Here is a 24,060-nt window from a genome sequence, read left to right on the forward strand (position 1 = left end):
GCTCGACGCCCCTGTGCTGATCCTCGACGAAGCCGTGGCCATGGTCGACCCCGAGTGCGAGGCCCGGCTCCAGGAAGCCGTCTCCGAGCTCGTCGTCGGACGCACCGTCCTGGTCATCGACCACCGGCCCGCCTCGGTGCGCGACGCCGACCAGATCGTCCTGCTGGACCGTGGACGCATCGTGGCGGCCGGCACCCATGAGGAGATCGAGGGGGTCGATCTCTACCAGCGCCTGCTGCGCGCCTCGAGCCCTCAGGGCGCCGCCACCTCGCCGGCGCGGGACGCAGTCGCAGCGGTCGGCGCTGTCGAAGCCCCCAGCCGGGATGCCGGGCGGGCCCGAGGAAACCATCGTCCACGGGCCGCCCTGGGCACGCAGAATACCGAGGACAAGGAGATGAACCGATGAGCATCACGGGACTGTCCGACATCCTCAGGGAGTACTCGCGGCTGCGGCCCGAAGGGCCCGGCACGCCCTTCGCCCGGGCCATGGCCCTGCGCGTCGTGGCGGGAGCTGTCCAGGGGGCGGGCCTGCTGTCCCTCATCGAGCTGTCGACCGCCCTGGCAAGCGACGCCCCCTCGGGCGGACTGGGCGCCGGCGGCTGGCTGGTGGTGCTGGCCGTGTCTGCTGGAGCCGGGGCCGTGGCCATCTACCACCGGGAGAAGAGCGCCTACGGCTCAGCCTTCCTGGTCATGCGACGCCTCCACGACCTCATCGGCGACAGGCTGACCAAGTTGCCCCTGGGCTGGTTCGTCTCGACCGCGGCAGGACGTCTGTCGCGTCTGGTGTCCTCCGGGGCCATGCAGGTCGGCCACAGTTACGCTCACGCGATGACGGGGATCGTCACCGACACGGTGGCGATGCTGATCCTGACCGCCGGTTTGACCTGGTGGTACCCGCCGCTGGGCGCCTTCCTGGCGGGGTGCCTGGCGGTCCACGTCCTGCTCATGGTGGGCGCCAACCACCTGGACCTGCGCTGCGGGCGCTTCCGGGAGCCCGCCGCCGTCGAGCTCGCCGAACGGATCGTCGAGTACGCCCGGTGCCAGGGTGTGCTGCGGGCCTGCGGCCGGACCGAGTGCCAGGGCGACAGGGCGCTGGCAGCCGCCCTGACCGAGGAGCGCCGCCGCGCGCGGATCCTGTTGTGGGCCGAGGCGGGCATCAACATCGTCCAGGGCATGAGTGCCCAGATCATCGCCGTGCTCATGATGGTGCTCACGGTCTCCTGGGCGCTGTCCAGGAACCTGGCCCCCCTGGAGGCTGTGGCCGTCATCGGAGTCAGTCTGCAGGTCGTCCAGTACCTGACCAACGTCGGGGAGCTGCGCATGGGATTCCTCATGCAGGCCCCGTCGATCTCCACCGCCGCTGAGGTGCTCGACGCCCCCACTCTGCCCGAGCCCGCCTCCTCGCCTGCCCTGCCGGAGCCCGGTGCCCTCGAGCTCGACAAGGTCGTCTTCCGTTACGAGGCGGACACGCCAGTGCTGGACGGGGTCTCGCTGAGGGTCCCGCCGCGCACCATGACGGCCCTGGTGGGGCCCTCGGGCTCGGGCAAGACGACGGTGGCCCGCCTCATCGCCCGGTTCTGGGACGTCGACGGCGGCAGGGTGCGGGTTGGCGGTACGGACGTGCGCGAGATGACCACCGCAGACCTCATGGGGCAGCTGTCCATGGTCTTCCAGGACGTCTACCTCTTCGACGACACCTTGGAGGCCAACATCCGCGTGGGTCGGTCCGGAGCCAGCCACGAGGAGGTGCTCGCCGCTGCCGAGCTGGCGGGTGTGTCTGAGATCGTTGAACGCCTTCCGGAGGGCTGGGAGACCCGCGTCGGTGAGGGCGGTACCGCCCTGTCTGGCGGCGAGCGCCAGCGCATCTCGGTTGCCCGCGCCCTGCTCAAGCGCGCACCGGTGCTGCTCTTCGACGAGGCGACCTCAGCCCTAGACGCCCAGAACGAGGCGAATCTGGCTCGGGCCTTCGCCGAGCTACGCAGCCGGGCCACGGTCTTGGTCATTGCCCACAAGCTTGACACGATCCGTGCCGCCGACCAGATCGTGGTCCTCGACGGCGCCGGGGGCGTGGCCCAGGTCGGGACGCACGCCGAGCTACTGGCCGCGGGTGGGATGTACAAGGAGTTCTGGGAGCAGCGGGACAAGGCACGGGGCTGGGCCTTGGGTCACTGAGCGTGTGCCGGCCCGCCGTCGAACACGTCACCTTGATCCCGAGTACGTCACTTTTTCCGGGGTAGTCGGGCTCAAAGTGACGTGTTCGGCATCCTGGAGGCCGGTCGGGACGACCTGGGCGGGGTGGGATCAGGACGGCTGGCGCACGTCGAGCCACTCGTACCAGCCCCGGTGCAGCACGAGCCAGGCGATGAGCCCGTAGCCGGCCTGCGCCGGGTGGCGGCCCTGGACGGCCGCGACGTCGGAGGTCCACTGCTCGTGGTTGCGCAGCGGCTCGAAGACCTCGACGTAGGGCACGCGCCGGCGGTGGCAGACCTCGGCTGCCGCTCGTGACAGCGCGGCCGTGGCGTCGGGGTCCGCCCCCGGCAGCGGCGGGGGGCCCACGACGAAGCACTCGCGGTGCTCGCCCAGCGCCTTGTCGAGGATGTTGGCCACCGCCAGGCGGCTGCGGGCCGGGGAGACCCCGGTCAGGACGTCCGCGACGCCCAGGCCGATGACGAGCCGGTTGATACCGGTGGACGTCGAGCGCAGGGCGACCTCCGCCTGCCACCTGTCGGCCAGCTCGGTGGTCGTCTCCCCGGGGACCGCCAGGGTGGTCCACAGCGCGTCGAGCTCGCGCGGCGTGCGGGCCATGACGCGCCCGTTCCAGCCCAGGGCACGGGCGTCGCCGTAACCGGCGACGAGCTCGTCGCCGATGAAGTGGATCCGCGTGGACTCCACGTCACTACCCCCTCGTCTGACGTGCGCGGCGGGCCGGCGGTGCCGCGTGCTGTGCTGACACATGACGGTACCGTCCCCCACGGCCCTCCGGTGGGACCAACTGGCCCCGCCCCGGTACCTGATGGCGGCCCGGAGCGGTCGTGTGCCCGGAGGCCCGCCGACGGACCCGGCGCGTTGGGCGGGTCCGGTGCCTCGTCTCAGCCCCGGGCGAAGGCGGCCTCCATGATGGCCTCCTGCTGCCGGCGGTAGGCGCCGGCCGATCCGACGGCCGGGGAGGCAGCCTCGGGCGGGCACGCCCGGCGCGGCAGGCGCCCCCCGGTCAGGGTGTCGGGCAGGTGGAGCGCGAGCCACGGCCAGATGCCCTGGTTGGCCGCCTCGTCCTGGACCCACACGAGCTCGGCGCCGGCGAAGGGCGCCAGGGCCTCGGCCAGCTCGGCGACCGGCAGGGGGTAGAGCTGCTCGAGGCGCACGATCGCCGTCGAGGTCTCGCCCCGGCGGGCGCGTTCCTCGGCCAGGGAGTAGAAGACCCTGCCCGAGCACAGCAGGACGCGGGTGACGCCCTCGCCCGTGGCCAGGGCCGGGTCGACCTCGCCGATGACGGGGGAGAAGGTTCCCGTCGTGAAGTCCTCGACCGGGGAGGTGGCCGCGGGCAGGCGCAGAAGCTGCTTGGGGGTGAAGACGATGAGCGGCCTGCGAGGCCGGGAGTAGGCCTGCTCGCGCAGCAGGTGACAGTGGTTGGCGGGGGTCGAGGGCATGGCCACGCGCATGTTGTCCTGGGCGCACATCTGCAGGTAGCGCTCGATCCGGGCCGAGGAGTGGTCGGGTCCCTGGCCCTCCTGGCCGTGGGGCAGGAGCATGACCAGCCCCGAGCGCTGGCCCCACTTCTGCCCGGCGGAGGTGATGTACTCGTCGATGACGCTCTGGGCGCCGTTGGCGAAGTCCCCGAACTGGGCCTCCCAGGCGGTCAGGCCCTCGGGGCGCTCGACGGCGTAGCCGTACTCGAAGGCCAGTGCCGCGTACTCGCTGAGCAGGGAGTCGTAGATGGCCAGCGGCGCCTGGTCGGGGGTGAGGAAGTCCAGCGGGGTCCACTCCGCGCCCGAGACGTTGTCGTGGAGGACCGCGTGGCGCTGGGCGAAGGTGGCGCGGCGGGCGTCCTCGCCGGCGATGCGCACCGGGACGCCCTCCATGAGCAGGGAGCCCACGGCGATGAGCTCTCCGAAGCCCCAGTCGATCCCGCCCTCGCGCGAGGCGCGGCGGCGCTTGTCCAGCATCGCCCCGAGCTTGGGGTGGACGGTGAAGCCCGGCGGGTAGGCGACCTGCGCGTCCCCGATGCGCTCGACGAGCTCGCGGGGCACGGCGGAGGTCCAGCCTAGCATCATGCCCTGGCCGGCGCGTTGGGAGGCGGGAACCTCCAGGCTCGTGCGGGGACGGCCCACCTGGGCTGGGTCGGTGGCGTCGAGGGTCTCGAGGTTGCGGCGCGAGGCGTGGGCGGTGCGCGTCTCGGCGAAGATCCGCTCGAGCTCGTCGTGGTAGGCCTGGGTGATCTCGCGCGCCTCGTCGACGGTGATGTCACCGCGGCCCACGAGGTCGGAGGTGTAGACCTCACGCGTCGAGGGCAGGGAGTCGATGAGCCGGTACATGACCGGCTGGGTCATCGAGGGGTCGTCGCCCTCGTTGTGGCCCCGGCGCCGGTAGCAGATGAGGTCGATGATGACGTCCTTGTGGAAGGTGGCCCGGTACTCGTAGGCGCGCTGGGCCGCGCGGGCCACCGTCTCGGGGTCGTCGGCGTTGACGTGGAAGATCGGGACCTGAAGGCCCTTGGCCAGGTCGGTGGCGTAGGTGGTCGAGCGTGCGGAGGCCGCCCCGGTGGTGAAGCCGATCTGGTTGTTGACGATGATGTGCACGGTTCCGCCGGTGCGGTAGGCGGGCAGCTGGCTCATGTTGAGGGTCTCGTAGACCACTCCCTGGCCGGCGAAGGCGGCGTCGCCGTGGACGAGGACCGGCAGGACCGTGTAGCCCTTCTCTCCCAGGCCGATCCGGTCCTGCTTGGCTCGCACGATGCCCTCGACGACGCCGTCGACCGTCTCGAGGTGGGAGGGGTTGGCCGCCAGGGACACGCGCACGGCCGTTCCGTCGGTGCCGGCGAACACGCCCTCGGTGCCCAGGTGGTACTTGACGTCCCCGGTCCCGGCGCCCTCGATGACGCCGTTGCCGTCGAACTCGTCGAAGACCTGGCCGTAGGACTTGCCGGCGATGTTGGTCAGGACGTTGAGGCGCCCCCGGTGCGCCATGCCGATGACGACCTCGTCGAGGCCGTCGTGGGCGGCCGCGTCGAGAAGCCGGTCGAGCAGCACGATGAGGGACTCGCCTCCCTCGAGGCTGAACCGCTTCTGCCCGACGTACTTGGTCTGCAGGAAGGTCTCGAAGGCCTCTGCCTGCTCGAGCTTGGTGAGGATCCGGCGCCGCTCGGCGCCGTCGATCGAGCTCCACTCGCCCTCGAGGCGCTCCTGCCACCACAGGCGCTGGGCGGGGTCCTGGATGTGCATGTACTCGATGCCCGCGGTACGGCAGTAGGCGCCGCGCAGCCGGTCGAGGATCTGGCGCAGCGTGGCGCGCTCGGTGCCGCCCAGGCCGCCGGTGGGGAAGGTGCGGTCCAGGTCCCACAGGCTCAGCCCGTAGGAAGCGGGGTCGAGGTCGGGGTGGCGGCGCAGGCGGTAGGTGAGCGGGTCGGTGTCGGCGGCCAGGTGGCCCCGCTGGCGGAAGGCGTGGATGAGCTCGGTGACCCGGGCGGGCTTGCCGGTCTCGAGCTCGGGGTCGTAGGTCGTGTCCCTGGCCCAGCGGATCGGCTCGTGAGGGATGCGCAGGGACTCGAAGGACCGGTCCCAGAAGCCGTCGAGGCCCAGGAGCTTGCGCTCGACCAGGCGCAGGAACTCCCCGCTGGCGGCGCCCTGGATGACCCGGTGGTCGTAGGTCGAGGTCAGGGTCAGGACCTTGCCCACCCCGTGGCGGGCGAGGGTCTCGGCCGAGGTACCGGCGAACTCGGCCGGGTAGTCCATCGAGCCCACCCCGATAATGGCGCCCTGGCCCGGCATGAGGCGCGGGACCGAGTGGAGGGTCCCGATCATGCCCGGGTTGGTCAGGGTGATGGTCGTGCCGCGGAAGTCCTCGACGTCGAGCGCCCCGTCGCGGGCCCTGCGCACGAGGGCCTCGTAGGCGGCCACGAAGCCCGCCAGGTCCATGAGGTCGGCCTTCTTGATCGAGGGCACGAGCAGGCGGCGCTCCCCGTTGGGGGCAGGGACGTCGACGGCCAGGCCGAAGGCGATGTGCGCCGGCTCGTGGAGGCTGGGACGGCCCGAGTCGTCAAGGCGGTAGGACACGTTCATGCCCGGCATCTCCGAGAGGGCCTCGACGACCGCCCATCCGATGAGGTGGGTGAAGGAGACCTTCCCGCCGCGGGTGTGGGCCAGGTGGGCGTTGATGATCGCCCGGTTCTCGATGAGGACCTTGGCCGGGACGGCGCGCGCGGAGGTCGCTGTCGGGATCGACAGGGACTCCTCCATGTTCTTGGCGGTGCGCGCGGCCGCGCCCTTGAGACGCACCTGGGAGTCGGGGTAGGCCTCGCCCTCGAGCTCGCCCAGGTGCTGGCGGGCCAGGCGCTGGGCGTAGGGGGAGGTCGGCGGGGCGGTGTCCGAGGCCGGTGCGGGCGGCAGGTCGGAACGGGTGACGTCCTGGACGCTCGTGCGCTGGTGGCGTGGAGCCGTGCCCGCGGTCGGGATCTGGGGGATCTCGGGGATCTCAGCGTGGACGACGGGACCTGGGCCGCTCGGCGCGGCGCCCGCCCGCGACTCGAACAGGGCGCGCCACTGCTCGGTGACCGAGGTGGGGTCGGCCAACCAGGCCTCCCGCAGCTCCTCGACCATCCACTCGTTGGCTCCGAACCCTGCCGTGGGGCCGTTGTGCGTGGGCACCGCCTGTCCCTCCTCGGTCAACATCGGTAGCAGCCCCTGCACGGTCACGACGGATCGGGCACGGGGGCTGCTGTGTCCCTCGTCATCGTACGGGCAGGTGTGGGCCGGTCGCACGCCGACACGGGACTAAAGACACAGGTCTTGCCGTCCCCACCGCGTTCGACCGGTCATGTGACTCCCGACCGTCGGATTGACGTCACATGGGCGGTCGGGAGTCACATGACCGGTCGAAGGACACATGACCGGTCGACATTAGGGGCGGGCTCGCCGGTGATACCGTGCCAACCACTATGCGACCGGCGTCCAGACGGGCCCGCGGGCGATCAGCCCGCCCCCACCAACATCCTGACCTGTCCCACCCTGACCACCCCCACCCCGAGCGCTCCGGCTCGGGCCGGGCCGGAGCCGACCGGCCTGAGGGCTCTGTCGGCACCACGGGCGGGCTCCCATGACCGACTGGCTCATGATCGCCCTGGGCGTGGTCCTGACCGTCGGCACCGCCCTGTTCGTCGCCGGGGAGTTCTCCCTCGTGGCCCTCGACCCCTCGACGGTCGAGACCCGCGCGGCGGCAGGTGAGAAGCGGGCCGAGACCGTCCGGCGGGCGTTGGGGCGCCTGTCCACCCTCCTGTCCGGGGCCCAGGTCGGCATCACCCTGACCACCATCCTGCTGGGCTACACGATGCAGGACGCGCTGTCCTCCATGCTCGCGGGCCTCATGACCCGCTGGATGGCCGAGTCCGTGGCCACCGGCGCCGCCGTCGTCATCGCGCTCATCGTGGTCAACGCCTTCTCGATGCTGCTCGGAGAGCTCATCCCCAAGAACGCCACCCTGGCCGACCCCATGCGCGCCGCGGGCCTCGTAGCCCCCTTCCTCATGGGCTTCACGACCCTCCTCAGGCCCGTCATCGTCGTGCTCAACGACACCGCCAACCTCATCCTGCGCCGCATCGGGGTCGAGCCCGCCGAGGAGCTGAGCGGCACCCGATCGGCCTCCGAGCTCGCCGCCCTCGTGCGCCACAGCGCCGAGGAGGGCACCCTCGACGTGTCGACCGCCGCCCTGCTCACCCGCTCCATCGGGGTCGGCCGGCTCACCGCCGTCGACGTCATGACCGACCGGGGTCGCCTCCACACCCTGGCCGAGGCCGACACGGCCGACCGCGTCGTGGCCCTGGCCCGGGCCACCGGCCACTCCCGCTTCCCGGTCGTGGGGGAGGACTCCGACGACATCATGGGCATCGTCCACCTGCGCCGGGCCATCGCCGTCCCCTACGACCGGCGGGCGGAGGTCCCCGTGACCTCCTCCTCCCTCATGACCCCCGCCCCGCGCGTGCCCGAGACGATGCCCCTGGCCAGCCTGCTCGTCGAGCTGCGCAAGACCGGCAGCCAGATGGCGGTCGTCGTCGACGAGTACGGGGGCACCTCCGGGGTGGTCACCCTCGAGGACGCCGTCGAGGAGATCGTCGGCGACGTCGCCGACGAGCACGACCGCCGCCGGGCCGGGGCGCGCCGCTCGGCCGACGGCGCCTGGCTGGTCCCGGGATGGCTGCGCCCCGACGAGCTCGCCGCCCGCGCCGGCGTCCACGTCCCCGACGACGGCCCCTACGAGACCCTCGCCGGGCTGGTCATGACCCAGCTCGGGCGCATCCCCGCGGTCGGGGACGAGGTCCGCACGCCGCGCGCGGTCCTGCGGGTCGAGGCCATGGAGGGCAGGCGCGTCACCCGCCTGCGCGTGCGCCCCCTCCCGGACGAGGAGGGCGCTGCCGCGCCCGGTGGCGCCGACCGCCCTCGACGCGGTGAGCAGGGGGAGGTCCGATGAGCACCCCCACCGCCCTGCTCATCACCCTCGCGCTCCTGGTGGGCAACGCCTTCTTCGTCGGCGCCGAGTTCGCCGTGACCTCCGCGCGCCGGGCCCAGCTCGAGCCCTTGGCCGAGGCCGGGGACAAGCGCGCGGCCACGGCCCTGTGGGCGCTGCAGAACGTCTCGCGGATGCTCGCCACCGCCCAGCTCGGAGTCACCCTGTGCTCGACCGGCCTGGGCGTCGTGGCCGAGCCGGCGATCGCGCACGCCCTGACCCCGTGGGTCGAGAGGCTCGGGGTCGGGCACGGCGGGGCGCACGTCATCGCCGTGGTCATCGCCCTCGTCCTCGTCGTCTACGTCCACGTCGTGGCCGCGGAGATGGTGCCCAAGAACCTGTCCATCTCCGCCCCTGAGCAGGCGGTGCGCTGGCTCGCCCCGCCGCTCGTGCTCGTCTCGCGCGTCTTCGGCCCCGCGGTCACCGTCCTCAACGGGTTCGCCAACTGGGTCCTGCACCGCATGGGTGTCGAGACCAAGGAGGAGGTCTCCGCGACCTTCAACGCCGCCGAGGTCGCCTCGATCGTCGAGCGCTCGACCGCCGAAGGGGTCCTCGACGACGACACCGGCCTGCTCACCGGCGCCCTGGAGTTCTCCGAGGAGACGGCCGGGTCGGTCATGGTGCCCCTGGCCGGGCTCGTCACCCTGTCCGAGGGCTGCACCCCCGAGGACGTCGAGCGCCTCGTCGCCTCCACCGGCTTCTCCCGCTTCCCGCTGGTCGCCGAGCTCGACGGGGAGCAGGAGATCACCGGGTACCTCCACCTCAAGGACGTGCTCGACGCCGAGGGGCGCGACCGCCGTCGACCCGTGCCGACCTGGCAGGCGCGCGAGCTCGTCGTCGTGCGGGCTGACGACGAGGTCGAGGACGCCCTGGCCGCCATGCAGCGAACCGGCACCCACCTGGGCCGTGTCGAGGACGCCGCCGGGGCCACGGTCGGAGTGGTCTTCCTCGAGGACATCCTCGAGGAGCTGGTCGGGGAGGTCTACGACGCCATGCAGCGCGCGGAGCACCAGCGCAGGGACCGCGAGTGAGGCAGCCGGGCCGGGTGGCGGCCGCCGGCGCGGCGTCATCCGAATGGCCCCAGGCAACCGGCTTTCATACAATGTCGTGACCACACCGTGACCCCGGTGGCGCCTCAGTGTGATTGTGATCCTGGCACGCTGCGTCCAACGGCGGATATGTTTCCACACACGATCCGGGCCGGATCGTGTGACCCTGACGGAGGAGTTGATGTGGCCCAGCAGCCAATGACGCGACGCGAGCGGCGTGACGCCGAGCGCGCCGCTGCGGCTGCCGCGGCCCAGGCACAGTCCGCCGCACTGCCGTCCAGCGCCGCTGCCCCGGCCGCCCCCGCCTCGAGCAGCTCGCCGACCACGGTCAGCGCCGCTGCCGGTGACCTCCCGACCGCGGCCACCCCCGCGGCGGCCGCCCCGGCGGCGGCCACAGGCACCGACGCACCCGCGCAGCGCAGGAGACGGAGGTCGACGCCCCCACCGACCCCTCCTGTGCGTCCCGCGACCGAGGCGCTCCCGCCCGCCGTCCCGGAGCCCGCCGCAGCGGCCGAGCCGGAGCCGGCGGCAGCGGCCCCGGAGCCCGCCGAGGAGCCCGTGCCGGAGGCTGATCCGGTCGCGCCCCCCAGGCCCCGCTCGACGCAGAGCTCGCGCAGACGCGGCATCTCCGCCGTCGGACGCGTGGGGATCCTCACGCTGCTGGCGGTCGCCACGGTCCTCGCCCCGCTCAGCTCCCAGGTCACCGCGGACGCCTCAGGCACGGCGGCCCTGAGCGCGCCCCAGGACGGCCAGTCCCCCTCCAGCCGGGCCTCCTCAGGCAACTCCACCTCGGTGGCCGCAGCCGTCCTGGGCTCCGACGCCGACGTCGACACGAGCACGGACACCGAGCTGTCCAACGTCCCCGACGCCGCGACCCTGGCGCGGATCCGCGCCGCCTACGAGAACGCGGCCGTCACCTGCGCCGCGCCCGCCTCGGGGGCCTCGGGCGACACGAGCGCCTTCACCACCGCCCCGGAGGTGTTCTTCCCCATGGTCGCGGGCACCTACGAGATCTCGTCGCCCTACGGCTACCGCCTCCACCCGACGCTGGGCACGATGAAGCTCCACGCGGGACAGGACTACTCCGCGCCTGTCGGCACCCCCATGTACGCGGTCGCCGCGGGCAAGGTCGTCACCGCGGGCATGGTCGACGGCACCGGAACGGTCACGATCGAGCACAACGTGGACGGCCAGACCTGGTACACGAGCTACCTCCACATGTACGAGGACGGCATCTACGTCAAGGTCGGTGACGAGGTCACCGCCGGCCAGCTCATCGCGGGAGTGGGCAACACCGGCAGGTCCACCGGGGCGCACCTCCACTTCGAGGTCCGCACGAAGAACGACATGGCCGACACCTCCACGGTCGACCCGCAGGCGTGGCTGGCCGAGCACCAGGCCGTCGAGCTGTCCACCGACTGCTCCTGAACGAGGGGACGAGCACCCACCATGGACTCCGTGGCTCCCGCAGGACCTGCGGCCTCGACTCGCCGACCCGTGGTCGTCGCCCACAGGGGCGGCGCCGCCGAGACGCCGGAGAACACGCGCAGCGCCGTCGAGCACGTCGTCGGGCTCGGCCTGGACTGGATGGAGACCGACCTGCGCGCCACGGCCGACGGGGTCGTCGTCCTGGCCCACGACGTCGACCTGGCCCGAGCCTCAGGCTCTGAGCGTCCCATCGGGGACATGACCTGGGAGGAGCTCGAGCGGGTCGACGCCGGCGACGGACGCGCACCCGCGCGCCTCGACGAGGTCCTGGGCTCCTTCCCGGGGATGCGGCTCAACGTCGACCTCAAGGAGTCCTCCGTCGTCCAGCCCGCCATCCAGGCGGTCCGCTCGGCCGACGCCCTGGACCGGGTGCGCTTCGCCTCCTTCTCCGCCCGCCGCCTCGCCATGCTGAGGCGCCAGGAGCCGCGGGCGCGCACCTCGCTCGGTGTGGGCGACGTCGCAGGCCTCGTCCTGGCCGCCGAGGCGGCCGTCGCCCTGCCCCGTACCCGCTGGAACTGGACCAAGGGGCGTGTCGACGCCGTCCAGGTGCCGGTGTCCTACCACGGCGTCCCGGTGGTCACCCGGCGCTTCGTCGCCCACGCCCACCGGCTCGGCCTCGAGGTGCACGTGTGGACCGTCGACGAGCCCGAGGAGATGCTGCGGCTCGCCGCGCTCAACGTCGACGCCGTCATCACCGACCGTCCGAGCCTGGCGCTCGAGGTCCTCGGCCAGGCCAGCCCTCGGTGAGGCTCCAGGCCCCGGATCGCGACACGCCGGAGCCTGTCGGACTCATTGGTTTTTCTCAGGGTGTCTCTGCCGACAGACCGCGCCTTTGCAGCGAAAGGTCGTGACGAGGATCTCACTTTGCCCATGAGGCGCTGCTGAGAGTCCTCTTAAGGTGCTTCAGGAAGCGCCTGTGACATGTGAGCGTGGATTCCATGTTGAAGCGCTACCTCGTCGTCATCGCAGCCCTCGCCGTCCCCATCATCCTGGCTGTGGCCAGCCAGATGGTGTCCGCCCCGACCCCCGCCGCCCCGATCGACAGCTCCCCGGTGTCGGTCCGAGTGAGCAGCACCTCGAGCACCCAGCCCGCCCCCGTGAGCACCGCCCGCGAGGTCCTCCAGGTCCCCCTGCCCGCCTCCACCGCCGTCGCCCAGGAGCAGGCCCCCGCCACCGACCAGCCCTCCGCGGGCACCGCCCAGGTCCCCGCGACCACCGAGCAGGACCCGGCTGACACCGATGAGGAGGTCGGCTCCGATGAGCAGTGAGACCCGCACCGCCACCGCCGCCTCCCCGGCGGCCGCGACGACCACCGAGCAGGCACCTGAGACCACCCGGATGGGTGCGCGCTGGCGGATCGTGTGGTGGATCCTGGCCACCACCGGACTGACGCTGCTCGTCGTCATCGTCTCCCTGCGCTCGGTCCTGGTCCAGCAGGTCGCCGAGGAGGCCAACGCCGAGATCATCCAGGAGACCCAGGAGTTCCGCACCTTCGCCGAGCACTCCTCCAACCCGGTCACCGGACAGCCCTTCGGATCAGCCCTCGAGCTCGTCGAGAGCTACCTGGCGATCCAGACACCGGCCTCCGGCGAGGTCCTCATCATGGTCGTGGGCCAGGACGTCCTCTACGTCGACAACTCCCGTGACGACGTCGGCACCACCCTGGCCCAGGACCGGGCCAGGATCGACGAGATCCTCAACGACTCCGCCGCCTCCGGGATCACCGAGACCTCCGACGGGCCGATGCGCTGGGGCAGGATCACGACCACCGCGGTCACCTCATCGGGCAGCCAGGAGGAGGCGGTCCTCATCGTCGCCCACTTCACCGCCGCTGAGGACGAGGCCGTCGACCAGGAGGTCCTCATCCTGTCGTGCATCGCCGTGGGGGGCCTCGTCATGGCCGCAGGCGTCGGCTGGCTCGTGGCGGGGAGGATCCTCGCACCCCTGCGCCGGATGCGCGAGGTGGCCGAGTCCATCAACTCCACCGACCTGTCCGGGCGGGTGCCGGTCACCGGCCGGGACGATATCTCGGAGCTGGCCGGGACCATGAACGAGATGCTCGACCGCGTCGACCGGGCCTACGTCTCCCAACGGCACTTCGTGTCCGAGGCCAGACGCCGTATCGCCGGTCCCCAGGCGCGTGCCGCCCACGCGGTCTCCGCCCTGGCCCAGGAGCCGGGCACCGTGCGCCAGCAGGACCTGGTCATGCGCGCCGGAGTCGAGCTCGTCCGCATGCGTGAGGTCCTCGACGACCTCGACATCCTCGCCCAGGCCGACAACCCCGACTTCGTGCACCCCGAGGACGTGTCCCTCAGGGAGATCACCGCTGAGGCCTACGCCCAGGCGGTCTCCGCGGCCGACGCCTACCACTGGCACCTGGGCTCCCAGGCCGTGGGCCGGGGCTACCTCGACCGCGAGCGCCTGCTCCAGGCCCTGGGCGAGCTCGTCGACAACGCCGCCTCGCACACGCCTCCCGGCTCGACCATCGAGATCGGCTCGACGCTGTCGGTCGACGGGCAGTGGGTCTCCTTCTGGGTGGCCGACCCGGGCACCGACCTCGACGCCGAGCGGGCACGGGACCTGTTCGAGCTCTACCGCTCCGAGAGCGACGACGCCGACACCGGCATGGGCCTGGGCCTGGCGGTCGTGCGGGCGGTGGCAGACGCTCACCGCGGCAGCGCCTGGGTGGAGGTCGATCCCGCCTCCGGCACCCGTTTCGGCCTCGACCTGCCGCTGACGGCGCTCGTGCCCACCCGCACGAGCCCCGTGGACCCCGAGGAGGAGCTGTGAGCGCCCTCGAGACGCCCGAGGCGACCCCGACCACCATCCGTCGCTACGCGACGACTCCGCCTGGCGGGGCGCCCGCGGCCCCCGTCGGCTGGGGCAGCAGGCTGCCGGCCACCGAGCGCCGTCGCCACCGCCGGCTCGGCCAGCGATCCTCCCGGCAGCGCGACGCCCGGCGCCTGTCGCGCCTCCTGCCGGCGGTCCTGGGAGCCGCCCTCCTCGTGGCCTTCGTGGCCTGGTGCACCTGGGAGGCCCTGGGGGCCGACGACGCCGAGCCGACCGCCCTCACCCCGGCGGGCGCCATGACCCTGGCGGTCTTCGCGGTGGCGATCTGGCTGTGGGTCTTCTCCTCGGTGGGGGACACCTACGTCGCCATCGGTGCCGCGGTCGTCCTCGTCGTCATTGGCATGCTGCCGGCCGACACCCTCTTCCAGTCCCTGGGGGAGGACACCGTGTGGCTGCTCCTGTCAGCCTTCGTCATCTCCGCCGGGGTGACCTCCACGGGCCTGGCGACCCGGGTGGCCGTCTACATCGTCACCGGCGCCACCGGACTGCGCCAGCTCGCCCACCTCATCACGAGCTTCCTCGTCGTGACGGCCTTCGCCGTGCCGGCGACCTCCGGCCGCGCCGCCCTGACCCTGCCGGTCTTCGTGGCGCTGGCCAAGTCCCTGGAGGACCGCAGGCGGGTGGTGCTGGCGCTGTCGCTGCTCTTCCCCTCGGTCATCCTGCTGTCGGCGGTCGGCTCCTACCTCGGGGCGGGCGCCCACCTCATCACGAGCCAGATCCTCCAGGCCTCCGGGTACGAGGGCTTCTCCTTCGCCACCTGGCTGGTCTACGGACTGCCGCTGTCACTCGTGTCCTCCCACCTGTGCGCCGAGATCATCGTGCGGATGTTCACCACCGGGGAGGACCGTCGTGCCCCGATGCGCATCACCGCAGAGGAGGTCCAGGCCCACTCCCAGGTCCCGGTGACCGGGCCGCTGACCGTCGCGCAGAACAGGGCCGCCCTGCTCGTGTCCGCCGTCGTCGTCCTGTGGTGCACCGAGCCGGTGCACGGGCTCCACCCGGCGATCGTGGCGCTCCTGGGCGCACTGCTCGTGGCCAGCCCCAACGTGGGGTCGGTGTCGATGGGCAAGGCGATCAAGGCCGTGCCCTGGTCTCTGCTCCTGTTCATGTCCACGACACTGGCGCTGGGCGCCGCCCTGGTCTCCACGGGCGCCGCGCAGTGGCTGGCCCACCGGGTGCTCGGGCCCGTGGCCGGGATGGGGGCGGCCGCCGGGGCGGTCTTCGTCGTCCTGGTCGTGGCCGTCTCGGCGGCAGCGCACCTGGTCATCCAGTCGCGGTCGGCCCGCTCGGCGGTCCTCATCCCCCTGGTCGTGTCCCTGGCCCCCGGGGTCGGGGTCGATCCGGTGGCGGCGGCCCTGGCCTCGACCGCGGCCGCCGGCTTCTGCCACACCCTGACCAGCTCGGCCAAGCCGGTGACCCTGTTCTCCGACGTCGAGGACGTCGAGACCTACACCCCGCGACACCTGCTGCGGCTCAGCGTGGTCCTCGGCCCCGTCCTCGTGGTCCTCGTCCTCCTGTTCGCCTTCCTCGTCTGGCCCGTCATGGGCCTGCCCCTGTTCGCCTGAGGTCGCTGACCGGCACCCGCCGGCCCCGCCCCTCGGCCCCGCCCCTGTCCGTACCCGCCTCTACCCGCCTGTACCCGCCCGGTCCCCGGGCCCCTGTCATCAAGGAGAACCGTCGTGAACACCGTCCTTCCCCGCTCAGTCCTCATCGCCCCCTCCGGCTTCAAGGAGTCCCTTGACGCCAACGAGGTCGCCCGAGCCATCAGCGCAGGGGCGCGCCGCGTCGTGCCCGGCCTCACGGTGGTCACCGCCCCCATCGCCGACGGCGGAGAGGGGACGGCCCGGACCCTGGCCGAGGCCACCGGGGGCACGATCGTCCCGCTCACCGTCGTCGGCCCGGTCGGGCAGGAGGTCGACTCCCACATCGCCCTGCTCGGCGGCCAGGCGGAAGGCACCGCCGTCGTCGAGATGGCCGCCGCTGCGGGGCTGCGGCTCGTTCCCCGCGATCAGCGCGACCCCGGTGCCACGACGACCTACGGCGTGGGCCAGCTCATCGCCGCCGCCCTGGACGCCGGTGCTAAGCGCATCCTCGTGGGCTGCGGCGACTCAGGCACCTCCGACGGGGGCGCCGGCGCGCTCCAGGCCCTGGGGGCCCGAGTGCTCGACTCCGAGGGCAGGGACCTGCCCTGGGGAGGCAGCCACCTGGGCCGGGTCGCCCGCCTGGACCTCAGCGGCCTGCACCCGGCGCTGCGAGACGGACGTGTCCCGGTGGTCCTGGCCCTCAACCCCCACAACCTCCTCACCGGCGAGCGGGGGGTCGCCCGCGTCTTCGGGCCGCAGAAGGGCGCGACCCCCGAGCAGGTCGAGGAGCTGTCCGCCGGCTTCGAGACCTGGGCCTCGGTCCTCAGCCGTGACTGCCTCGAGGCCGCCCGGGGCACCGACTTCCACACCGGCGCGGGCACCGGGGCTTCCGGCGGCCTGGGAGCCGGACTTGCCGCGGTGGGCGCCCGACTGACTCCCCGCTTCGAGGCCCTGCTCGACTCCGGTCTGGCCGGGGTGGACCTCGACGCCCTGGTCCAGGAGGCGGACCTCGTCGTGACCGCGGAGGGGGCCATCGACTTCCAGACCCCCCGGGGCAAGGTCCCCGCCGAGGTCGCTCGCCGTGCCGCCGCGCGCGGGGTGCCGGTGGTCGGCCTGGCCGGCACCCTGGGACGCGGCTGGCGCGACGTCACCGACATCGGTGTCGACGCCGTGGCCTCGATCATGCCCGGTCCCATGACCCTGGCCGAGGCGGTCGACGGGGCGGAGTCCCTGCTGGCCGACGCCGCCGAACGGCTCATGCGCTCCCTCGTGCTCGGGGCCGCCGTCGCCGAGCGCAGCGCCCAGCGGGCCCGCACCGCCTGAGGCCTCGTCCCGCCGGCACACAGCGGGGCCGGTGCCATCCGTGCCTGCTTCGAGGCGGCACTCGATCGCCACGACTACCGGTGACCCTCCAGGCGAGCAACCATCCGGCTGCCTGGCCTGGGTGACGCCTCGCAGGGTCGTCGTCGACGACGAGGCCCCTGTCGCGGGCGCGGACGGGGGCCGACCTCACGCACCGGCCCCGGCCGGAGTTCTGCCCACAGGGAACGCTGCCCGCAGGTAGTCACCGCTCGTCAAGCGTCGCCCGGGACCTGACCACCCGACAGTGGGGGAGAGGAGACCCGGGCGACGCTGGCGTCATGAGCGCTTCCCCGGGACTCGTCACCCCAGCCAACGCACCCGCCCTCCTCGTCGACCCTGACCAACAACGAGCAGCACTCCACCTCCTGCGAGCCCGGTGACAGCCGACACCTCACGCCGTCGTGCCCGGGCACTGGCTGTTGCTGCTGTCGCCCGGACGCGATATGTTTATCGCATTCCGCCCCGCCATCCTCCGGGATTGGCGGGGTTTTTTTGCCCGAGTGAGGTGCTCATGGACCGCGTCGCCGTCTTCTTCGACTACCAGAACGTCGCCGGCTGGGCTCAGCGCTGCTTCAGCGCCGCTGACGGCCACATCTGGCCCAAAGCCACAGCCGAGCTCCTCGTCAGCCGCCGCCGCAGACCCAGCCAGCTCGTCGACACCCGCGTCTACCGCGGACGCCCCAACCCCACCCGCCAGGCCGTCTCCGCTCGAGCCAACGACCGCCAGACAGCCGACTGGGAGGCAACCGGCGTCACCGTCATCCGACGCAACCTCCAGTACCCGCCCCAGTGGCCCGACGTTCCAGCCTCCGAGAAGGGCATCGACGTCGCCCTCGCCGTCGACCTCGTCAAGCACGCCATGAGGGGCACCATCGACGTCGCGATCGTGTTCTCCAGCGACAAGGACATCCTCCCCGCCATCGAACTCGTCTACGACGAAACCCCCTGCCACGTCGAGCTCGCCTGCTGGAGCGGCGGCCGCCGTCTCCGCATCGACGACACCCAGACCCCCTGGGGCCACTTCCTCAACGAGGCCGACTTCCTCCACGTCCAGGACCCCACCAACTACGCGGACCCGAGCCTCCCCAGCATGTGACGTTCCCCCCGCCCCCGTGGCTCAGTGCTCGATGGAGGTGTGGGGTGGTACCGCATCGTGGCCCCGCCCCTTGACCTGGCGCTCCAGGTTCCTGAGTTCGGCAGCGTTCCACTTGATCGTGACGCCTGACATCGTCACCGCCCCTCCCGCACCGTCGTACCGGGGTGACGTCGAGCAGTCTCCTTCGTGACGAAGCGTCCGGTCTTCGCCGAACGGTAGGAGACACCCGAGGAAGCGTCCTTGCGACGAGCCTCACTGAGAGTGCGCGCCGGCGCCCTGCGAGCCGCCGCCGCACTGAAGAAGCGCCCAGTGGCGGCACTACGGTAGTTCTTGGCCATGCCAAGACTCCCTTCCGGTCCGAGGATCAATCCAGAAGACACTATCGAGGGCTCGGCGGAGGGTGGAGCGGTCGACGACGAGGCCCCCGTCGCGGGCGCGGACGGGGGTCGGGTGGTGCCCCGGACAGGATTCGAACCTGCGACCTTCTGCTCCGAAGACAGTTGCCAGCAACCCAACGCTGGCAACTGTCCCGTCGCCAGCAACTTGCCCCGTCGAACGACGGACGACGAGGTCGTCGTCTCCGACGTCGCCCAGGCCGCCGAGCGGATGCTCGACGCCAGCACCCACGGATGCGCCGAGGACCGCTGGCGTTCCCAGCAGGACCTCCGAGACCACGCGGACACCCTCGTCGAGCAACTGCTCGACGAGATCTACCGTCTCAGGAAGGACACACACCGATGACCACCATCGCCGTGGCGAACCAGAAGGGCGGCGTCGGCAAGACGTCGACCACCGTCAACCTTGCCTCACGATTCGCAGCCGCCGGCCGGCGAGTCCTTGTCATCGATGCCGACCCTCAAGCCAATGCCAGCAGCACGATGGACATCGTCACCCGGCCGGACACGCTGACCCTCCTCGACGTCCTCGTCGCGGTCTCCCAGGACCCCCAGGGATCCACCGGCATCGCCTCCCAGGCCATCCGCCCCGCCGGCGCTGCCTGGGCTGGCGTCGACGTCATCGCCGCCGAGCGCAACCTCGCAGCCATCGACACCAACGCCAGCCCCGGCCGCGAGTTCTGGCTCCGCGACTCCCTTCAGGGCGCCGTGGACGACTACGACATCGTCCTCATTGACTGCCCGCCCTCCCTCGCCTCTCTCACCCTGACAGCCCTCGGGGCTGCCGACCAGGTCCTCATCGTCACATCTGCCCGCGCCACTGCCGTCGACGGCGTCAACGAACTCCTTCGCACCATCAGCATCGTCCAGCGCACCAACCCTTGCCTCGAGATCGGCGGCATCGTCATCAACCTCTGGCGCGACTTCCGCGACAGATCGCTCTGGCGCGATGCCCTGCGTCAAGACCACCCCGGCCTCGTCATCGACCACCTGCTTCCCGAGCGTGAGGTGGTGGCCACCGCGGCCACCAACGGCGTGCCCGTCCCCCGCGAGGAAGCCCGTGACTACGTCAACGCGCTCGACGCTATCGCCGAGCTTCTCACGACGAAGGAGAACGCATGAAGCCCGTCCGCCGCCTCACCAAGGCAACCGTCCCCGACCCAGCCGCCGGACAAGAACAGTTGCCAGCAACAGGGCAAGTTGCTGGCAACGGGACGGTCGCCAGCAGCCAGCCCGCCCCGGCCCGGGCGAAGCTCACGATCCGCATGGATGTCGAGGACCTCGGACGCGCCCGCACAGCCTGGCGCATTTCCTGCGCCCAGCCCGGCAGCGACTACCCGACCTTCGGCCAGTGGGTCGCCGCTCTACTCATGCAGGCCACCGAGGCCATCGAGGCGGACCACAACGGTGGCCGACCGCTCGCACCGACCCCAGCCGGCGTCCTGCCCACAGGAAACGCCGCCCGCAGGTAGTCGCCGCTCGTCAAGCGTCGCCCGGGACCTGACCACCCGACAGCGGGGGAGAGGGGGCCCGGGCGACGCTGGCGTCATGAGCGCATCCCTGAGACTCGTCACCCCTGCCAACGCACCTGCCCTCCTCATCGATGCCTGGACGACTGCCATGTCCGGACAGGGGCTGTCCAAGAGGACCATCACCGAGCGCCGACGAGTCATCACCCAACTCGCCCGTGACACCGGCACCGACCCCGCAGCCCTGACCTCGACCACACTGTCGGCCTGGCTCGCCACCCTGCCATCACCCGCCACCCGCGAGGCCTACTACTCCATCGCCCGCGCCTGGACCCGATGGCTGGTCCTCACTGGCCACCGCGACGACGACCCCACAGTCCGCGTCCCCAGACCCCGCGTACCCGCCGGCCGCCCACGCCCCATCACCGACGCCCAGCTCGACGCCGTCCTCGCCCTGCCCCTACGCCGCCCCACCCGCGCCAAGGTCCTCCTGGCCGCCTACGCCGGCCTGCGCATCCACGAGATCGCCCGCATCCGCGGCACCGACATCGACCCCATCGCAGGCACGCTGCACGTCGCGGGCAAGGGCGGCCGCCACGACGTCCTGCCTGCCCACCCCGTCATCCTCGACCTCGCCGACCACTACCCATTCGCCGGCTACTGGTTCCCGTCACCGGCGCGGCCAAGCCAACCGGTCACGCCCCAGACCGTCGGCACCGTCATCTCACGTGCCTTCGACCGCGCCGGCATCCAGGGCAGCGCACACCAGCTCCGCCACTACTTCGCTACCGCGCTCCTGCGAGCCGGCGCCGACAGCCGCGTCGTCCAGACCCTCATGCGCCACTCCTCCCTGGCCACCACCGGCCGCTACCTCGGCGTCGACCCCGACCAACAACGAGCAGCACTCCACCTCCTGCGAGCCCGGTGACAGCCGACACCTCACGCCCGAGGCGCCAGGGCTGCGCTCGACGCCACCAGCATGTGCACGGGCGAGGCCACGCGGTCCAGACGAGCCACACTTGACGGTGACGTAGATCACTTGTCTGTGTCTACCAGACTTGTCTAGCCTGGGGCCGTAACTCCCCGCCGTCCTTCGGGACTGGCGGGGTCTAACTTTTCTGGGAGGCTCCCGTGACTCTGGCGATGGCTGTCGTGATCGACTACCAGAACGTCCACCTCGCAGGAGCATCCCTGTTCCTTCCCGGGCGCCCACCTGAGGAAGGCCTGATCGACCCGTTCCGCTTCGCCTGCCAGCTCGCGCAGGCCCGCAACGACAAGATCGACGACCCAGCCCGCCGCGCGTCTGTCAAGCGCGTGGAGGTCTTCCGCGGCCTGCCGATCCCGGAGGACGACCCTGACGCCTACCGGCGCAACCAGGCGCAGAAAGTCGCCTGGGAGCGCTGGCACCACGGAGTGGTCAACGTGACCCTGCGCCCCCTGAGCTACACCTGGGAGAACCGAGACCGCCTCCGAGTTCCTGTGCGAGCATCCCGAAGGGAGAAGGGAGTAGACGTCCTGTGCGCCCTGGCTCTGGTTGACCTCGCCCGCTCGGGCCTGTACGACGTCGTCGTCCTCGCCTCCCGGGACACCGACCTCGCCCCGGCCCTCGACAACGCCGCCCGTACGACGTCTACGAAGATCGAGGCCACCAAGTGGTACGACCCCGCCGATCGGCGGACATACGGCAACATCCGCACCGAGAGGCGGCTTTGGACGACCTCGATGACCCGGGACCACTTCACTGGCAGCCTTGACCCGCGCACCTACAACTGACCCTTCGACCCCTGACCCCACAGGGACTTCCTCTTTTGATCTACTGGCTGAGGGCCCGGTGGAGGGTGGAGCGGTGGACGCCGAGGTCGCGGGCGACAGCCGCCTTGGGGACGCCGGCGGCTACGCGCTCCCTCGCCTGCTCGACGTCGGCCTCGCTCAGGGCCCGGGCGCGGCCACGGTAGACCCCGCGCGCCCTGGCAGCGGCGATTCCCTCGGCCTGGCGCTCACGAATCAGCGCCCGCTCGAACTGAGCTACCGAGCCTAGGATGCCCAGCATGAGGTCGCTGGTGGGATCGGTGTGCCCGGGACGGTAGGTCTGCCCCTCGGTCAGGAACGTGAGCGTGGCTCCCTTGGTCGTGATCTCGTCGACGATGGCGACCAGGTCGCGTAGTGAGCGCGCGAGACGGTCCATCGAGGTGACCACGACCGTGTCGCCGGCGCGCACGTAGGTGATGAGCTCGGTCAGCCCCGTGCGCTGAGCGCGCGACCCGCCGGTGGAGGAGTCGGTGAACAGCCGGTCGACCTTGCCGATCGCCGCCAGCTGGCGGTCCAGGTTCTGGTCGACCGTGGACACGCGGGCGTAGCCGACCCGCTGGCCGGCGGCCGCCCGCCCGGCGTGTTGCGTCATGTCTAGAGTCTCGCACACATCTGTAGCACATCCCCTATCGAGGACCCTAAAACGACGGACTCGTGAGTGTCGCGGACTGTCGCGTTGGGGTGTACCCCAACGCGCCAATGGCCGATCGACTCGTTGGCCCTGGCCCCTGACGAACCGGCGGCGGCCGCGGCTCCTCTGCCGTCCGGCGTGGTCGAGGTATGCGCCCACCAGACAGTCGTCCTCACCGGCACCTCCTCACTGCGCTGTGCGCGCACGGGCTACGTACGTAGTGACGAGAGGACGAGAGGAGCGGATGATGTCCGACAAGCTACCACCCCAGGTGAGTGAAGAGGCGGCAATCACGGTGTATACGACACCCACGTGTATGGGATGCAAGGCGACCGTGAGGCAGCTTGATCGAGCGGGTGTGGGGTACGAGCTTGTGGACTTGTCGACCAGGCCGGATCTGGTCGAGCGGTTTCGTGCGGAGGGGTTGGTACAGGCGCCTGTGCTTGAAGGGCCTGATGGGACACGCACGTCGGGGTTCGATCCTGGTCGGATCAAGTCGATCGTGGCGGCTGCGGTTCCGTCCGGGTCGGCGGCTGTTTCGGGCGCGCGGGGTCGTGTGGGTGGCGAGACTCCTCCCGATGGTTCGGTGACGATCGAGCAGTCGGGGTTGGGGATGGAGCGGTGAGGCGGGCGTTGGTGGTGGGGGTGTTGCCGCTGTTGGTGCTGGTGCCCATGATGATGGGAGGTGGTGACAGTGAGCAGGAGACGGAGTCGGAGCCGCTGGCTGCGGGAGCGGGGGGAGTAGCTGGTGTGCCGGCGGAGTATGTGGGTGCGGTTGTCGAGGCTGGCACGTTGTGCCCGGAGGTCTCTGCCCCGGTGATCGCAGCCCAGATCTGGACCGAGTCGAAGTTCGACCCGTTGGTCGGCAGTCCGATGGGTGCTCAGGGAATCGCCCAGTTTATGCCGGAGACGTGGGCGGACTTTGGTACGGACGGAGACGGGGACGGCGTTGCGGACGTGTGGAACCCTGCCGACGCGATCTTGTCTCAGGGTGTCTACATGTGTCATCTGGTCGACATGGTGAGGGGCTACCTCGACTCCGGGACTGCCCAGGGTGACTTGCTTGAGTTGACGCTGGCTGCCTACAACGCGGGGCCTGGCGCCGTCGCGGATGCTGGTGGTCTCCCGGTCAACGGGGAGACCGAGCTGTACGTCCCGTTGATCATCGGTGACGTTCCCAGGTTTACCGGGACTCAGGGCGTGGTGGTGGACAGTGGTGGTGGCCCGGTGGCGGACAAGGCGATCGCGGCGGCGCGGGGGTACCTGGGTACTCCGTATGTGTGGGCTGGTGAGTCGGCGGCTGGCCTGGACTGCTCGGGGCTGACGATGCTTGCCTATCGTGCTGCGGGGGTGAGCCTGGAGCACAGCTCTCGTAAGCAGTACGGTCAGGGGACCCGGGTTCCTCTTGCGGAGGCCAGTCCTGGTGACCTTGTGTTCTGGTCCTACGACGGTACCGAGTCGGGGATCTACCACGTGGCGATCTTTCTGGGGGACGGCATGATGATCGAGTCTCCGACCTTCGGCCAGACGGTCCGTGAGACTGAGATGCGGACCCAGGGGGCAATGCCGTACGCGGTTCGTCCGTACTGAGTCCGGGGTGTGTTGAGGGGCGCCGG

General features: G+C 71.4%; 21 protein-coding genes. 18 read left to right on the top strand and 3 right to left on the bottom strand.

All coding sequences use genetic code 11. The features are described from left to right. The first annotated feature begins 181 nt into the window (after nucleotides 1–181). Both EL245_RS13760 and EL245_RS12110 read left to right on the top strand, forming a co-directional pair. The gene (locus tag EL245_RS13760; protein WP_232009770.1) at nucleotides 182–406 is read left to right on the top strand and encodes a hypothetical protein; all 225 of its coding nucleotides are present in this window, start codon (nucleotides 182–184) and stop codon (nucleotides 404–406) included. Next, nucleotides 403–2,172 carry an ABC transporter ATP-binding protein gene (locus EL245_RS12110; protein ID WP_232009771.1) on the top strand — a complete coding sequence of 590 codons (1,770 nt, stop codon included), beginning with the start codon at nucleotides 403–405 and terminating at the stop codon, nucleotides 2,170–2,172. The genes EL245_RS13760 and EL245_RS12110 overlap by 4 nt, the downstream gene beginning before the upstream one ends. A 129-nt stretch (nucleotides 2,173–2,301) precedes the next feature. Here EL245_RS12110 and EL245_RS12115 read toward each other — a convergent pair whose 3' ends face one another. Together EL245_RS12115 and EL245_RS12120 are read right to left on the bottom strand one after the other, a co-directional pair. Continuing rightward, complete coding sequence (locus tag EL245_RS12115; protein ID WP_126383465.1) at nucleotides 2,302–2,892, bottom strand: GDSL-type esterase/lipase family protein; 591 nt, start codon at nucleotides 2,890–2,892, stop codon at nucleotides 2,302–2,304. Nucleotides 2,893–3,089: 197 nt separating this feature from the next. Then, nucleotides 3,090–6,812 carry a multifunctional oxoglutarate decarboxylase/oxoglutarate dehydrogenase thiamine pyrophosphate-binding subunit/dihydrolipoyllysine-residue succinyltransferase subunit gene (locus EL245_RS12120; protein ID WP_408608406.1) on the bottom strand — a complete coding sequence of 1,241 codons (3,723 nt, stop codon included), beginning with the start codon at nucleotides 6,810–6,812 and terminating at the stop codon, nucleotides 3,090–3,092. Nucleotides 6,813–7,308: 496 nt separating this feature from the next. On the opposite strand from EL245_RS12120, the gene EL245_RS12125 reads away from it, so the two are divergent. The 14 genes from EL245_RS12125 to EL245_RS12185 all read left to right on the top strand — a co-directional run bounded on the left by EL245_RS12125 (nucleotide 7,309) and on the right by EL245_RS12185 (nucleotide 21,777). Further along, nucleotides 7,309–8,676: a hemolysin family protein gene (locus tag EL245_RS12125; protein WP_126383469.1), complete on the top strand. Its 1,368-nt coding sequence runs from the start codon at nucleotides 7,309–7,311 to the stop codon at nucleotides 8,674–8,676. Further along, entirely contained in the window at nucleotides 8,673–9,743 is a 1,071-nt protein-coding gene (locus EL245_RS12130) for a hemolysin family protein (RefSeq protein ID WP_126383471.1), read from the top strand. The genes EL245_RS12125 and EL245_RS12130 overlap by 4 nt, the downstream gene beginning before the upstream one ends. A gap of 201 nt (nucleotides 9,744–9,944) precedes the next feature. Further along, a complete protein-coding gene (locus EL245_RS12135; RefSeq protein WP_232009772.1) occupies nucleotides 9,945–11,189 on the top strand; it encodes a M23 family metallopeptidase in 1,245 nt (414 codons plus the stop codon). A gap of 30 nt (nucleotides 11,190–11,219) precedes the next feature. Beyond that, nucleotides 11,220–11,996 carry a glycerophosphodiester phosphodiesterase gene (locus EL245_RS12140; protein ID WP_232009773.1) on the top strand — a complete coding sequence of 259 codons (777 nt, stop codon included), beginning with the start codon at nucleotides 11,220–11,222 and terminating at the stop codon, nucleotides 11,994–11,996. Nucleotides 11,997–12,187: 191 nt separating this feature from the next. Beyond that, nucleotides 12,188–12,517, top strand: coding sequence for a hypothetical protein (locus EL245_RS12145; RefSeq protein WP_126383475.1), 330 nt, complete (start codon nucleotides 12,188–12,190; stop codon nucleotides 12,515–12,517). Beyond that, complete coding sequence (locus tag EL245_RS12150) at nucleotides 12,507–14,039, top strand: sensor histidine kinase (protein ID WP_126383477.1); 1,533 nt, start codon at nucleotides 12,507–12,509, stop codon at nucleotides 14,037–14,039. Before EL245_RS12145 ends, EL245_RS12150 begins: the two co-directional genes overlap by 11 nt. Beyond that, nucleotides 14,036–15,664, top strand: a complete 1,629-nt coding sequence (locus tag EL245_RS12155; RefSeq protein ID WP_197719420.1) for an SLC13 family permease — start codon at nucleotides 14,036–14,038, stop codon at nucleotides 15,662–15,664. Before EL245_RS12150 ends, EL245_RS12155 begins: the two co-directional genes overlap by 4 nt. A gap of 114 nt (nucleotides 15,665–15,778) precedes the next feature. Next, nucleotides 15,779–17,005, top strand: coding sequence for a glycerate kinase family protein (locus EL245_RS12160; RefSeq protein ID WP_126383479.1), 1,227 nt, complete (start codon nucleotides 15,779–15,781; stop codon nucleotides 17,003–17,005). 550 nt (nucleotides 17,006–17,555) lie between these two features. Further along, the gene (locus EL245_RS12165; RefSeq protein WP_126383481.1) at nucleotides 17,556–18,140 is read left to right on the top strand and encodes an NYN domain-containing protein; all 585 of its coding nucleotides are present in this window, start codon (nucleotides 17,556–17,558) and stop codon (nucleotides 18,138–18,140) included. Nucleotides 18,141–18,683: 543 nt separating this feature from the next. Continuing rightward, on the top strand, nucleotides 18,684–18,881 hold the full coding sequence (locus EL245_RS13290; RefSeq protein WP_161512717.1) for a hypothetical protein: 198 nt from the start codon (nucleotides 18,684–18,686) through the stop codon (nucleotides 18,879–18,881). Beyond that, nucleotides 18,878–19,657, top strand: coding sequence for a ParA family protein (locus EL245_RS12175; RefSeq protein WP_161512718.1), 780 nt, complete (start codon nucleotides 18,878–18,880; stop codon nucleotides 19,655–19,657). Before EL245_RS13290 ends, EL245_RS12175 begins: the two co-directional genes overlap by 4 nt. Then, complete coding sequence (locus tag EL245_RS13295; protein WP_161512719.1) at nucleotides 19,654–20,007, top strand: hypothetical protein; 354 nt, start codon at nucleotides 19,654–19,656, stop codon at nucleotides 20,005–20,007. Before EL245_RS12175 ends, EL245_RS13295 begins: the two co-directional genes overlap by 4 nt. Before the next feature lie 76 nt (nucleotides 20,008–20,083). Further along, entirely contained in the window at nucleotides 20,084–20,932 is an 849-nt protein-coding gene (locus EL245_RS12180) for a tyrosine-type recombinase/integrase (RefSeq protein WP_161512720.1), read from the top strand. Between the two features lie 215 nt (nucleotides 20,933–21,147). After that, a complete protein-coding gene (locus EL245_RS12185) occupies nucleotides 21,148–21,777 on the top strand; it encodes a PIN domain-containing protein (RefSeq protein WP_126383489.1) in 630 nt (209 codons plus the stop codon). 40 nt (nucleotides 21,778–21,817) lie between these two features. Here EL245_RS12185 and EL245_RS12190 read toward each other — a convergent pair whose 3' ends face one another. Further along, a complete protein-coding gene (locus EL245_RS12190; protein ID WP_126383491.1) occupies nucleotides 21,818–22,405 on the bottom strand; it encodes a recombinase family protein in 588 nt (195 codons plus the stop codon). Nucleotides 22,406–22,691: 286 nt separating this feature from the next. On the opposite strand from EL245_RS12190, the gene EL245_RS12195 reads away from it, so the two are divergent. Further along, nucleotides 22,692–23,069, top strand: a complete 378-nt coding sequence (locus EL245_RS12195) for a glutaredoxin domain-containing protein (protein WP_126384533.1) — start codon at nucleotides 22,692–22,694, stop codon at nucleotides 23,067–23,069. After that, nucleotides 23,066–24,034: a C40 family peptidase gene (locus EL245_RS14045; protein ID WP_126383493.1), complete on the top strand. Its 969-nt coding sequence runs from the start codon at nucleotides 23,066–23,068 to the stop codon at nucleotides 24,032–24,034. Before EL245_RS12195 ends, EL245_RS14045 begins: the two co-directional genes overlap by 4 nt. Nucleotides 24,035–24,060 lie beyond the last annotated feature (26 nt).

Origin of the sequence: Actinomyces howellii (assembly GCF_900637165.1) — a bacterium.
Taxonomy (GTDB): domain Bacteria; phylum Actinomycetota; class Actinomycetes; order Actinomycetales; family Actinomycetaceae; genus Actinomyces; species Actinomyces howellii.

Excerpts from the sequence above, each read along its gene's own strand:
- EL245_RS12190 (WP_126383491.1), bottom strand. The coding sequence starts at position 22,405 with ATGACGCAACACGCCGGGCGGGCGGCCGCCGGCCAGCGGGTCGGCTAC.
- EL245_RS12175 (WP_161512718.1), top strand. The coding sequence starts at position 18,878 with ATGACCACCATCGCCGTGGCGAACCAGAAGGGCGGCGTCGGCAAGACG.
- EL245_RS12125 (WP_126383469.1), top strand. The coding sequence starts at position 7,309 with ATGACCGACTGGCTCATGATCGCCCTGGGCGTGGTCCTGACCGTCGGC.
- EL245_RS12110 (WP_232009771.1), top strand. The coding sequence starts at position 403 with ATGAGCATCACGGGACTGTCCGACATCCTCAGGGAGTACTCGCGGCTG.
- EL245_RS12145 (WP_126383475.1), top strand. The coding sequence starts at position 12,188 with ATGTTGAAGCGCTACCTCGTCGTCATCGCAGCCCTCGCCGTCCCCATC.
- EL245_RS12185 (WP_126383489.1), top strand. The coding sequence starts at position 21,148 with ATGGCTGTCGTGATCGACTACCAGAACGTCCACCTCGCAGGAGCATCC.
- EL245_RS12165 (WP_126383481.1), top strand. The coding sequence starts at position 17,556 with ATGGACCGCGTCGCCGTCTTCTTCGACTACCAGAACGTCGCCGGCTGG.
- EL245_RS13295 (WP_161512719.1), top strand. The coding sequence starts at position 19,654 with ATGAAGCCCGTCCGCCGCCTCACCAAGGCAACCGTCCCCGACCCAGCC.
- EL245_RS12130 (WP_126383471.1), top strand. The coding sequence starts at position 8,673 with ATGAGCACCCCCACCGCCCTGCTCATCACCCTCGCGCTCCTGGTGGGC.
- EL245_RS12150 (WP_126383477.1), top strand. The coding sequence starts at position 12,507 with ATGAGCAGTGAGACCCGCACCGCCACCGCCGCCTCCCCGGCGGCCGCG.
- EL245_RS12195 (WP_126384533.1), top strand. The coding sequence starts at position 22,692 with ATGTCCGACAAGCTACCACCCCAGGTGAGTGAAGAGGCGGCAATCACG.
- EL245_RS12120 (WP_408608406.1), bottom strand. The coding sequence starts at position 6,812 with ATGGTCGAGGAGCTGCGGGAGGCCTGGTTGGCCGACCCCACCTCGGTC.
- EL245_RS12180 (WP_161512720.1), top strand. The coding sequence starts at position 20,084 with ATGAGCGCATCCCTGAGACTCGTCACCCCTGCCAACGCACCTGCCCTC.